This window comes from Acetobacter senegalensis, from assembly GCF_001499615.1.
Lineage (GTDB): Bacteria > Pseudomonadota > Alphaproteobacteria > Acetobacterales > Acetobacteraceae > Acetobacter > Acetobacter senegalensis.
Map to the genome: position 1 here is coordinate 1,485,664 of NZ_LN606600.1, position 12,521 is coordinate 1,498,184.

A 12,521-nucleotide genomic window follows, 5' to 3' on the forward strand; every position below is an offset into this window, starting at 1 on the left:
CTCCCTCTTTTCCGCGCCCGGATTCAGGAAACGGAAAAGAGGGGATGCTTTATCCGCATTGCTTTTCGCGGAGAGAAGCTTTGCAAGGCCAGCCAGAAGGGATCAACTGGAATGGACTGGCCGTTTTTCTTGGAGCTGAAACGATTGATACGGAGATCTGGTGCTGTCAATCGGAACCAGAAACAAACGTATTCAGCGACCAAGAGGTCTATCAGCCTGACGTGAAAGAGTTTTCAAACGGCATCTCAGACCAGCAGAAGACTCTTTCCTCATAGTTTCTCGCGCAAAGGTCTTGTCTGGCTGGTTGCGCATGGGTAATCCCTGCCCCACATATCAACGCGATCTTTCCGGGTAATTTGTAACGGCTCACACTCAGAGAGATCGCTCGGCGCCGCCTTCAAGCCAGGAGTCCTGGATGTTTTCTCGTCTGCTCGGTCTCATGTCTGCTGACATGGCAATTGACCTGGGTACTGCCAACACCCTTGTCTATGTCAAAGGACGCGGGATTGTTCTCAATGAGCCATCTGTTGTGGCCATTGCCGAGGTACGAGGCAAAAAACAGCTTCTGGCGGTAGGGGAGGAAGCCAAACTGATGGTTGGCCGAACCCCCGGCAACATTACGGCCATCCGCCCCATGCGGGACGGGGTCATTGCAGATTTTGATGTTGCGGAAGAAATGATCAAGCATTTCATTCGCAAGGTTCATAACCGCCGCGCCTTTACCAGCCCGCAGATTATTGTGTGCGTACCCTCCGGCTCCACCGCCGTTGAACGCCGCGCCATTCAGGAAAGTGCTGAAAGTGCCGGTGCCCGCCGGGTCTTCCTGATTGAGGAACCCATGGCCGCCGCCATTGGCGCGGGTCTGCCGGTAACCGAGCCTTCTGGCAGCATGATTGTGGATATTGGCGGTGGCACGACCGAGGTGGCCGTGATCTCTCTGGGCGGCATTGTCTATGCCCGCTCCGTGCGCGTTGGCGGGGACAAGATGGATGAAGCCATCATCTCCTACATTCGCCGCGCCCATAATCTGCTGATTGGGGAAAGCTCGGCAGAACGTATCAAGATCAAGCTGGGCTCCGCCATGATGCCGGATGATCCGGAAGACCCCGGCCCGTGGCTGGATGTGAAAGGCCGGGATCTGATCAATGGGGTGCCGCGTGAAGTGCAGGTTTCCCAGGCCCAGATTGCCGAAAGCCTGATTGAACCTGTCAGCCAGATTGTGGACGCCGTCACCACAGCGCTGGAAAACACACCGCCCGAACTGGCGGCTGATATTGTGGACAAAGGCATTGTGCTGACAGGCGGCGGAGCGCTGCTTTACCGCCTGAGCGATGTGCTGCGTCTTTCCACCGGCCTGCCGGTCACGGTTGGGGAAGATCCTCTTTCCTGCGTGGCGCTGGGCACGGGCCGGGCGCTGGAGGAAATGAAACGCCTGCGCAATGTGCTGACCACCATGTATTGATGGTATCCGGTTTCATCACGCAGACCACCACGCCATCCTCGCGGAAAAGGAATGGCGATCACCCGTCAGCCTGACTGACAGAAGAGGATGCATCACGGTTCATGTGGGGTCAGTTCACACACGCCCTGAACGGACAAGGCGGGGCGAAACCCCTGCGTGAGGCCGTACACGCATGATTCCGGTTTCCATTCAGGTTCGGCAGGCTCTTGGCAAGCTGGTGCTGCCGCTGCTGCTGCTGCTGTCCATTGGCGTGATTATTGGCGCACAGGCAGACAAACCCCTGGCGGACAGGGCACGCATGTATGTGGCTGATGCGCTGGCCCCCCTGTGGTCCCTGATGAGCGGCACACAAGAGCATGTGCTGACCATGACGGAAAACCTGCGCGAAGCCGGACGCCTTGCCAGAGAAAATGCCCGCCTGAAAACAGAAAATGAAAATCTGCGCCGGTGGTATGATGTGGCCGTCTCCCTCACGCGGGAAAATGACTCCCTCAAGACCGCCCTGCATTGGATTCCCGAACCTGCTCCCGCTTTTGTGACCGGACGGGTGGTGGCTGATAGCGGAGGAATTTATGCCCGTGCCGTGCTGCTGGTGGCGGGCACCGAAAGTGGCGTGCAGGTTGGCAATGTGGCGCTGGCCGCCAACGGGCTTGCGGGCCGCGTAACGGAAACAGGGGCGCATTCCGCCCGAATCCTGTTGATTACAGATATTGCCAGCCGCCTGCCGGTTATGCTGGAAGCCAGCCATGCTCCTGCTATAATGGTAGGTGATAACTCACCTATGCCGAGATTGATGTATTACGCGCAGGACACCCGACCCATTGAAGGCGAACGTGTTGTCACCAGCGATCAGGCCGGGGCCTTTCCTGCGGGGTTGCCCATTGGCACGGTACATTACGTCAGCCCCGGCAGGCCTGTTGTTGCTCCCTTTGCCCAACTGGATCATCTCACGCTGCTGCGGGTCTTCAACTTCGGGCGTGCGCAGATTGAATCCCCGGAAGCACCGGGCCACGTTCCCCTGACCCCACAGAAAAAATCACTGGAACTGCCGCTCAAAAGCCTGCTGGGTCAGGGTTAAGGACAGCGCACGCCATGATGCCTGATCCTTCCATGTCTTCATGGGAACCGGAAATCCAGCCCCGGCAGACCCTGTGGCAGCGGCTTGATAGCGGCTTGCGACACCTGCTGCCCTCCCTGTTCATTGCGCTGGCCATTATTGTCTTCTCGGCCCCCATCCCCTTGCCGGGATCGGCTGAACTGCTGCCCGCCATCGTGATCGCCACCGTATTTTTCTGGTCCTTCTGGCGGCCCTCCGGCATGCCGAGTCTGGCGGTGTTTGTGCTGGGCCTGTTCATGGATCTGGTGGGGTTTGCGCCGTTAGGGGTCAGTGCCTTTATTCTGCTGCTTGTGCACGGAGTCGCGTTCTATGCGCGCTTTGGTCTCATGCGGCTGCATTTTCTGCTGGTGTGGGCTGTGTTCAGCCTTCTGGCCACGGCCGCCTGCATGCTGCAATGGGGGCTGGCCTGCCTGTTCAGGCTTCATATGCTGGACATGGCCCCCGCTTTGTTTGAATCTTTCCTGTGCATAGGGGTTTATCCCCCACTTTCCGCCCTGTTCTCCTGGGTTTTCCGTATGCTTGATGATGAGGAAGACGCCTGATGCCAGCAGGAGAACCATCATGCGGTTGAGGCGTCGCAGGCGGGAAAACCAGCGCCTGATGCCCATCAAGAACCAGAAGGACCCGGCACGCGGCGTTTTTACACGCCGTGCGCTGCTGTTCATGGCTGTGCAGACGGGTACGCTAGGGGTTCTGGCTCACAAACTCTACCAGCTTCAGGTCAAGGATGGAGACCGCTACGCCCGCATGGCCGCCAGCAACCGGGTCAGCAAGCGGTATCTGGCACCACCGCGTGGCCGTATTGTGGACCGCTATGGCATTGCGCTGGCCAACAACAAGGAAAACTGGCGTGCCCTGATCCTGCCGGAAGAAACCACGGATGTGGCAGGCACCATAGAACGGTTTTCCACCATCATTCCGCTGGATGAACGGGACCGTGCCCGCATAGCCCGCGAAATGCGCCATCAGCGGCGGTTTGTGCCCGTCATGCTGCGGGACTTCCTCTCCTGGGATGAAATGGCGCGGATTGAGCTGAATGCGCCCTCTCTGCCCGGCGTTCTGATTGATGTGGGCACCCGCCGCGTTTATCCGGAAGGGGAACTGCTGGCCCACATCATCGGTTATGTGGCGCCCCCCAATGAGCGCGATGTGGCTCACTCTGCCCTGCTGGCCCTTCCCGGTATGCGGGTTGGGCGCTCTGGCATTGAGCAAAGTCAGGACGAAAAGCTGCGGGGCACGGCAGGGTCCGTGGAAATGGAGGTCAACTCAGTTGGCCGCGTCATGTCCGAACTCAACCGGATAGAAGGCGCACCCGGCACGGAGATCGGGCTGACCATTGACCGTGGCCTGCAACAGAAAGTGCTGGGGCGCATTGGAGAACAGACGGCCTCTGCCGTGGTGATGGACTGCCGCAATGGCGAGGTTCTGGCCATGGTCAGCACACCCTCCTTTGATCCTTCCCTGTTTGATAGCGGTGTCAGCCATGCGCAGTGGATTGAATGGACCAATAACGAACGCACGCCCCTGATCAACAAGACCGTGGCGGGCGTGTATCCTCCCGGCTCCACCTTCAAGCCCGCCGTCGCCATGGCCGGTTTGCAGTCCGGCCTGTTTTCTCCATCCGACCGGATATTCTGCCCCGGTCATCTGGATGTTGGCGGAACCCGCTTTCACTGCTGGTCGCGCTGGGGGCATGGGTCCATAGACCTGCATCAGGCCCTGAAATATTCCTGTGACGTCTATTTCTATGAGATGGCCCGCCGCATAGGCATGGACCGGATTGCTGATACAGCCCACCAGTTCGGGCTTGGCACAACGCTGGACATTGAACTGCCCCACACCCGCACCGGCCTTATTCCCACCCCCACATGGCGGCAGGCGCACCACCACCACTGGAATGGCGGGGATACCATTGTCAGTGGCATCGGGCAGGGGTTTGTGCAGGTTACACCGCTGCAACTGGCCACCTACACCTCCCGACTGGCAACGGGCCGCAGTGTGCAGCCCCATCTGGTGCGCGCCCTGAACAGTGAAGTCGGGCCGCAAGCCATGGCAGACCACTGGCCAGCGCTGAACATGCCGGAGAAATACCTTACGGCCCTGCGCAGTGGCATGTTTGCTGTTGTGAACGAACAGCACGGCACAGCCCCCAAGGCGCGGCTTTCCCTGCCCGGCGTGACCATGGCGGGCAAGACGGGTTCCGCGCAGGTTCGGCGGGTGTCTCGCGCCCTGCGCGAAAGCGGCCACTTCAATTCCGCCAACCTGCCGTGGGAATATCGGCCGCACGCGCTGTTCATCTGCTTTGCGCCGTACGATAACCCTCAATATGCGGTTTCTGTGGTGATCGAACACGGAAACGCCGGGGCTGATGCAGCAGCACCTCTGGCGCGTGACATCATGACCGACACCCTGATGCGTGACCCGGTCAACCATGTCACCCCTCCGCCCGAAAGCGTGGCAGATGCGGGCGATATCGAATAAGCCATGAAGTTCCACAAACGCCTTTTGCGGGCAGAACCGAGTTTTCGGCTCCTCTCCAAGCTATGGCGCATCAGTTGGCTATATGTGCTGCTGATCTGCACTCTGGCCGGTGTGGGTTATATTACTCTGTATTCGGCAGGCGGTGGTACCCCTTACCCCTTCGCCGCCCCGCAGGCGGCCCGCTTTGCCGTTGGGCTTGTGCTCATGATTACGGTCGCCATGCTCCCCCCCAAAATACTGGTGCGCATATCATGGCCGCTCTACCTGCTCTCCATCACGCTGCTGGTGGCCGTGTTGCATATGGGCCATGTGGGCAAAGGGGCCGAGCGCTGGCTGATGATCGGCGGTTTGCAGGTGCAGCCTTCTGAATACGCCAAAGTGGCGTTGGTGCTGGCTTTGGCCTCGTGGTTTTACCGCATCAGTTACGCCCGCATGGGCAACCCCCTGTGGCTGTTACCGCCTGCCTTCATGGTGTTGTTGCCAGTTGTGCTGGTTCTGAAAGAGCCCAATCTGGGCACAGCCACCATTATTGGCGGCATTGGCGCGGCCATGTTCTTTGCCGCCGGAATGCGCCTGTGGCTGATTGTGCTGCTGCTGCTGCCCGTGCCCTACATGGCCAAATTTGCCTACGCACACCTGCATGATTATCAGCGCGCCCGCATAACCACCTTCCTGAACCCGGAGAGCGACCCGCTGGGTGCCGGATACAACATCATCCAGTCCAAGATTGCGCTTGGTTCAGGCGGTATGTGGGGCCAGGGCTATCTGCATGGATCACAGGGGCAGCTCAACTTCCTGCCCGAAAAACAGACCGACTTCATTTTCACCATGATTGCCGAAGAATGGGGGTATGTGGGGGCCATTACGGTCATTGGTCTACTGCTGGTGCTCATTCTGGGGGGCATGCTGATGGCCATCCGCAGCCGCAACCGTTTCGGGCGACTGGTTGCGCTGGGTATCAGCATGAACTTCTTCCTCTACTGCCTTGTAAACCTTTCCATGGTCATGGGGGCCATTCCGGTTGGGGGCGTGCCTCTGCCACTGGTATCTTATGGTGGGTCTGCCATGCTGAACGTGATGCTGGGGTTTGGCCTGCTGCTTTCCACCTGGGTGCACCGCGATTCCCGCTTTGGCGAAAGCGAAGACGAGGAAACGACCTGAAACAGCGGCGTTAAAAGCCTGATGTGAAGAGCGAAAAGCCTGACGCCCAACCTTCAGACACAGCAAACCCGCCAGCGCATTCTCACGGCTTTTTACGCAGCCCCTCTGATTTGTATCCAGTTTGCCATTTTCTCCTCACGCTGGGTCAGGAAGTAATATATTTCCGCTACATGATGTGGCATGAAAACGAAAATGAAGCAGAAAACCGCCATTTCCAGTTTCCCCCCGGATTTTACGGTCCATAGCCTCTTCAAATAAAAAACAAAAATATCAAAGGGCTTTTTCATATATCATGCCACAGATCAGTAACCCTTCAGAAAATACTGATACATCCTCTCAATTCCGCACCATTATCATAGGAATACTTGCTGCTACGGGCGGTCTTATGTCCGGGCTTGATATCGGTGTGATCTCCGGTGCGCTGGATTTTGTGTCTGACGCCTTCCATGCCTCCACCTTTGCGCAGGAATGGATTGTCAGCGCCATGATGGCTGGGGCTGCTGTTGGGGCTGTGCTTGCCGGATGGCTGGCCAAGATTACGGGCCGCAAATGGGCTTTGGTAATGGGGGGCGTGATTTTCATTATCGGCTCGCTGGGCTGCGCTTTGGCATGGTCTGTGGCCAGCATGATCTGGGGGCGCGCCATGATGGGACTGGCTATTGGCATTGCGGCCTTTACCTCCCCTCTCTACCTGTCTGAAATTGCCAGTGAGAACACCCGTGGAGCCATGATCTCCACCTACCAGCTCATGATTACCGTTGGCATTTTCATGGCGTTCATCAGCGATACGCTTCTCAGCTACCACGCCCAGTGGCGCTGGATGTTCGGGATGATTGCCATCCCCGGTGTGTTGTTTGTGGTGGGTGTGCTGTTCCTGCCCTACAGCCCCCGCTGGCTGATGATGCAGGGCCGCCGGGAAGAAGCGCTGGCTGTTCTGAAAGACCTGCGCCCCACTGCGCATGAAGCCCATGCCGAAATCCGCGCCATTGATGAACAACTCAAACAGCGGCAGGGCGGGTTTGGCCTCTTATGGGAGAACGCCAATTTTCGGCGCTCCATTCTGCTTGGCGTCATGCTTCAGGCCATGCAGCAGTTCGCCGGTATTAACGTGGTGATGTATTACGCCCCTAAAATCTTTGCCATGGCAGGGTTTGTGGGCACCGCCCAGATGTGGTGCACAGCCATGATCGGCTTTGTAAACGTGCTGGCCACTCTCGCCGCTATCGGGCTGGTGGACCGCTGGGGACGTAAACCGATTCTGTATTGCGGGTTTTCCATCATGACTGTCTCCATGGCAGCGCTGGCCGTGCTCAACCATGTGGGCATGGAAAGCGATGGCGCAAAAATTCTGTGTGTTTTCCTCATCATGATCTTTATCGTGGCACACGCCATGTCCGCCGGGCCGCTCATGTGGGTTCTGTGTTCTGAAATTCAGCCGATCAAAGGGCGTGATCTGGGGATTACCCTTTCCACCCTGACCAACTGGATTTCCAACATGATTGTGGGGGCATCCTTCCTCAGCCTTCTTGGGTGGCTGGGCGGCGCAAAAACCTTTGGCCTGATTGCCTTGCTGAACGGCCTGTTCCTTGTTCTGACAAAAGTGTTCGTGCCCGAAACCAAAGGCATTTCTCTGGAAGTGATTGAACAGAATCTCATGGCCGGAAAAAAACTGAGAGAAATCGGGCGGTAAGCGGATTTTGCCTGCCCCTGCACACCGCGAGACACACTTGCTCTCTTGACTAGATATGGGGTGGCTTTTAGCCTACGCGGGAAAAGGTAACAAACAGTACTGTTTTCCCATCTTCTCTCCCATTACCCGGTTCGCACGCTGACACTCTCCCGTATCTTCCCCACAGGCGGTCATCCCTTCCGCCTGTGCTTCTGCTTAAAGAAGGGTGTCGGCGTGCTTCTTTCTTGTTGGTTTTTTCAAAGGCAGGATACGCCAGCGTGACAATGCACTCCATTCCCTTACGCCGTTTTCTGGTATCGGCTGTCGCTCTGCTGGCCCTGGCAGGCTGTAACCGCAAAGCCCCCGCGCCAAAGCTCCCTCCCCAGACGGTCAGTGTTATAACCCTTCACCCACAGGCTGTGACCATCCATACCAGCCTGCCGGGCCGCACGGATGCATTTGAAATTGCTCAGGTGCGCCCACAGGTAACAGGCGTTATCCAGAAACGCCTGTTCACGGAAGGGGCTGATGTAAAAGCAGGGCAGCAGCTCTATCAGATTGACCCCTCCCGTTATCAGGCAGCGTATGACACGGCACGCGGCCAGTTGGCTGAAGCCGAGGCGGCTGAAGTCACAGCACGCGCCAAACTTGAACGCTACCGCTCTCTGGTGAAGGCCCATGCGGTCAGCAGCCAGGAATATGATGATGCTCTTGCAGCAGAAAAGCAGGCGCAGGGCCAGATTCTCAGCGCCAAAGGGCAGGTGGAAAGTGCCGAGGTCAATCTTGGTTATACCAAGATGTACGCACCCATTTCCGGCCGGATCAGCCGTACGCTCATCACGGTTGGTGCGCTTGTTACCGCCAATCAGACAGACAACACTGCCATTGTTACGCGTCTGGACCCCATTTATGTGGACGTTAACCTGCCTGCCATCACCCTTTTGCGGTTGAAGCGGGAGATGGCACAGGGCCGTATCGAGCGCCAGCCGAATGGTGAAGTGCCCGTGACCCTCACGCTGGAAGATGGCTCCACCTACGAACACGTGGGCCGCATGGCTCTTTCTGAAGTAAACGTGGACACCTCCACGGCCTCCGTTGTGGTCCGTGCCATCATGCCCAACCCGGATAAAATGCTGCTGCCGGGCATGTATGTTCATGCGCAACTGGAAGAAGGTTCTGACCCCAACAGCCTTCTGGTGCCCCAGCAGGCCGTAAGCCACAACACCCATGGCGATGCGCAGGTATGGGTCATCAAGCCCGATGACACCGCTGAACTGCGACAGATCCAGATTGGTCAGGCAGTTGGAGACAACTGGCTTGTAACCGGTGGCCTGAAAGATGGTGAGCGTGTGGTGACCGTTGGCGTACAGAAAGTGAAGCCGGGCGCCAAGGTCAAGCCTGAAGAAGCCACCACGCCTCCGGCAGCGTCCTCACCAGACGCCGCCAGCCAGAACAAGGGCCAGTAAGACTCATGTCCCTGTCGCGCTTTTTCATTGATAGACCCATTTTTGCGTGGGTCATCAGTCTCATCATCATGCTGGTTGGCGGGCTGTCCATCTTCCGGCTGCCCATTGCCCAGTATCCCAGCATCGCGCCACCCCAGATCGCCATTTCCGTCACCTACCCGGGTGCCTCAGCGGATACGGTGAACGATACGGTTGTGCGCCCCATCCTTCAGCAGATGTTCGGGTTGGACCATCTGGAATATATTTCCGCGCAGTCTTACGCCTCTGGCCAGATGGAAATTGACCTCACCTTCGCACAGGGTACCAACCCGGACATTGCGCAGGTGCAGGTACAGAACAAGCTCCAGCTTGCTCAGCCCAAACTGCCAACGGAAGTCACGGCTCAGGGCCTCAGCATCACCAAAGCCGTCAAGAACTTCATGATGGTTCTGGCCTTCATTTCCACTGATGGCAGCATGAGCGGCGCGGATATTGCCGATTATGTGGCCTCCAACATCTCTGACCCCCTCAGCCGTGTAACGGGCGTGGGTGATCACACGCTGTTCGGGTCCGAATACGCCATGCGCATCTGGATGGACCCCGGCAAACTGTTCAGCTACGGGCTGACGGTGAGGGATGTTCAGGCAGCCATTCAGAACCAGAACATCCAGATTTCTTCTGGTGAACTGGGCGGTCTTCCGGCCAGCAAGGGTATCCGGCTGGATGCCACCATTATCGGCCCGACGCGACTGACCTCACCAGAAGAGTTTCGCAAGATCATCCTGAAAGTTCAGCCAGACGGCTCTCAGGTGCGTATCAGTGATATTGCGAAGGTTGAACTGGGCCCACAGACCTACAACACCAACTCCTTCTACAACAACATGCCGGCCTCCGGTATGGCGCTGAAGCTCGCCCCCGGCGCAAACCAGATTTCAACCGAAGCCGCTGTGCGCGCGCAGATCACCCAGTTGGAAAAGTTTTTCCCGCCGGGTCTGAAAACCGTTTACCCGCTGGATACGCAGCCCTTTATTACGCTTTCCATTGAAGAAGTGGTCATCACACTGCTGGAAGCCATTGGGCTTGTGTTCCTGGTGATGCTGATCTTCCTGCAGAATTTCCGGGCCACGCTTATTCCCACCATTGCGGTGCCTGTTGTGCTGCTGGGTACGTTCGGTCTGCTGGAACTGTTTGGTTATTCCATCAACACCCTGACCATGCTGGCCATGGTGCTGGCCGTTGGCCTGCTGGTGGATGACGCCATTGTGGTGGTGGAAAACGTGGAACGTGTGATGACGGAGAAAAACCTTTCTCCGGTTGAAGCCTCCCGTGTCTCCATGGATGAAATCTCGGGCGCTCTGGTGGGCATCGTTCTGGTGCTCAGCGCCGTCTTCCTGCCCATGGCGGCCTTCTCCGGCTCCGTGGGTGTGATCTACCGGCAGTTCTCTGTCACCATTGTTGCAGCCATGTGGCTTTCTGTTCTGGTGGCCATGGTGCTCACGCCAGCCCTGTGCGCCACCATGCTCAAACCCGGCACGCATGAAAAAACCAAAGGCCCGGCGGGATGGTTCAATCGCTATTTCCATAAGCTGACCAATGGCTATCTGCGCGGAGTGCAGTTCCTGATCAGCCGGATGGCGCTTTCCCTCATCGGGTTTGCGCTGATCACCGGTCTGGCGGTCTTCCTGTTCATGAAGCTGCCATCTGGGTTCCTGCCGGATGAAGATCAGGGACTTATTTTTGGTCAGGTCACCATGCCGCCCAATACGCCCATGGAACAGACGGCGGCCATGAACCATGAAATTGCGGATTACATCCTCAAGACTGAAGGCAATCTGGTTGAATCCGTCTATTCCATGAACGGCTTCAACTTTGCCGGGCAGGGCCAGAACTCAGGGGCGTTCTTCATCCGCCTGAAAGACTGGAAGCTGCGCACGGGCGCCGGGCAGACGTCTGCCGCCATTGCCAACCGCATCATGATGCATTTCTGGTTCAACCCGAAAGCGCAGATCTTTGCCATCAACCCGCCTGCGGTGCTGGAACTGGGCAACGCCACCGGCTTTGACCTTGAACTGGAAGACCGTGGACATCTGGGCCACCAGAAACTACTGGACGCCCGGAACATGGTGTTGGGTCTGGCGGCTCAGGACAAGCGCCTGATGGCCGTGCGCCCGAACGGCATGGAAGATGCCTCCCAGTATCATCTGGACATTGACCGTGAAAAAGCCAATGCGCTGGGCATTACCATTGATGATATCAACAGCACCATTGAAGGGGCTCTGGGGTCCATCTACGTCAACCAGTTCACGCGGAATGACCGTGTAAAGCAGGTCTATATTCAGGGCGTGCCCGAAGCCCGCATGCTGCCTGATGACCTGAATAAATGGTACATTCGTAACGCGCTGAACACGCTTACCCCGCTGAACGCCTTTATCAGCGGCCACTGGATTGTGGGGCCTCAGAAGGTTGAGAACTACAACGGGCTGAACGCCTTTGAAATTCTCGGCCAGCCCGCTGCCGGTTACAGTTCAGGGGATTCCATCGCAGCCATTCAGGACATCCTGAAAAAGCTGCCCACCGGCATCGGGTATGAATGGACCGGCCTTTCTTTTGAACAGATTGCGTCCGGTTCCTCCACCGGCCCGCTCTATGCTCTGGCGGCCGTGGTCATTCTGCTGTGCCTTGCGGCCCTGTATGAAAGCTGGGCCATTCCGCTGGCGGTTATTCTGGTGGTGCCTCTGGGCGTGCTGGGGGCCATTGCCGCCACCCTGCTGCGCGGTATGGATAACGACGTCTACTTCCAGGTCGGGCTGCTGACCACTGTGGGGCTGGCCGTGAAAAACGCCATCCTGATTGTGGAATTTGCAAAGGCTGGCTTTGAACAGGGTCATACCCTTGAAGAAGCTGTTCTGACCGCCGCACGGGAACGCCTGCGTCCCATTCTGATGACCTCCATCGCCTTTGTGGTGGGTGTGTTCCCGCTGGCCATTGCCTCTGGCGCTGGCTCGGCCTCCCGTATTGCCATCGGCACGGCCGTGGTGGGCGGTATGGGCACGGCAACCCTGCTGGCCGTCTATTTTGTGCCGGTCTTTTTTGTCGGGGTTCTGCGCCTCTTCCGTGTCAGACGCATCAGCGAACGACAGGAACAGCCCTCACCCGCCTCCAACGCTATCGGAAGCGAATAAACGC

9 protein-coding genes are annotated in these 12,521 nt (G+C 57.7%); all 9 read left to right on the plus strand.

Annotated features, from left to right (window positions below; all coding sequences use genetic code 11):
• The first annotated feature begins 44 nt into the window (after positions 1–44).
• A complete protein-coding gene (locus tag ASN_RS06595) occupies positions 45–275 on the plus strand; it encodes a hypothetical protein (protein WP_058987641.1) in 231 nt (76 codons plus the stop codon).
• 140 nt (positions 276–415) lie between these two features.
• Positions 416–1,462, plus strand: a complete 1,047-nt coding sequence (locus tag ASN_RS06600) for a rod shape-determining protein (RefSeq protein WP_006558701.1) — start codon at positions 416–418, stop codon at positions 1,460–1,462.
• A 172-nt stretch (positions 1,463–1,634) separates the two neighbouring features.
• Positions 1,635–2,540 carry a rod shape-determining protein MreC gene (mreC, locus tag ASN_RS06605; protein WP_058987643.1) on the plus strand — a complete coding sequence of 302 codons (906 nt, stop codon included), beginning with the start codon at positions 1,635–1,637 and terminating at the stop codon, positions 2,538–2,540.
• Between the two features lie 14 nt (positions 2,541–2,554).
• A complete protein-coding gene (locus ASN_RS06610; RefSeq protein ID WP_006558699.1) occupies positions 2,555–3,121 on the plus strand; it encodes a rod shape-determining protein MreD in 567 nt (188 codons plus the stop codon).
• 19 nt (positions 3,122–3,140) lie between these two features.
• The gene (mrdA, locus tag ASN_RS06615; RefSeq protein ID WP_058987645.1) at positions 3,141–5,060 is read left to right on the plus strand and encodes a penicillin-binding protein 2; all 1,920 of its coding nucleotides are present in this window, start codon (positions 3,141–3,143) and stop codon (positions 5,058–5,060) included.
• A gap of 3 nt (positions 5,061–5,063) precedes the next feature.
• Positions 5,064–6,221: a rod shape-determining protein RodA gene (gene rodA, locus ASN_RS06620; RefSeq protein ID WP_006558697.1), complete on the plus strand. Its 1,158-nt coding sequence runs from the start codon at positions 5,064–5,066 to the stop codon at positions 6,219–6,221.
• 292 nt (positions 6,222–6,513) lie between these two features.
• On the plus strand, positions 6,514–7,911 hold the full coding sequence (locus tag ASN_RS06630; RefSeq protein WP_058987649.1) for a sugar porter family MFS transporter: 1,398 nt from the start codon (positions 6,514–6,516) through the stop codon (positions 7,909–7,911).
• Between the two features lie 263 nt (positions 7,912–8,174).
• Positions 8,175–9,356, plus strand: coding sequence for an efflux RND transporter periplasmic adaptor subunit (locus ASN_RS06635; protein WP_058989201.1), 1,182 nt, complete (start codon positions 8,175–8,177; stop codon positions 9,354–9,356).
• Between the two features lie 5 nt (positions 9,357–9,361).
• Complete coding sequence (locus tag ASN_RS06640; RefSeq protein WP_058987651.1) at positions 9,362–12,517, plus strand: efflux RND transporter permease subunit; 3,156 nt, start codon at positions 9,362–9,364, stop codon at positions 12,515–12,517.
• The last annotated feature ends 4 nt before the right edge of the window (positions 12,518–12,521 follow it).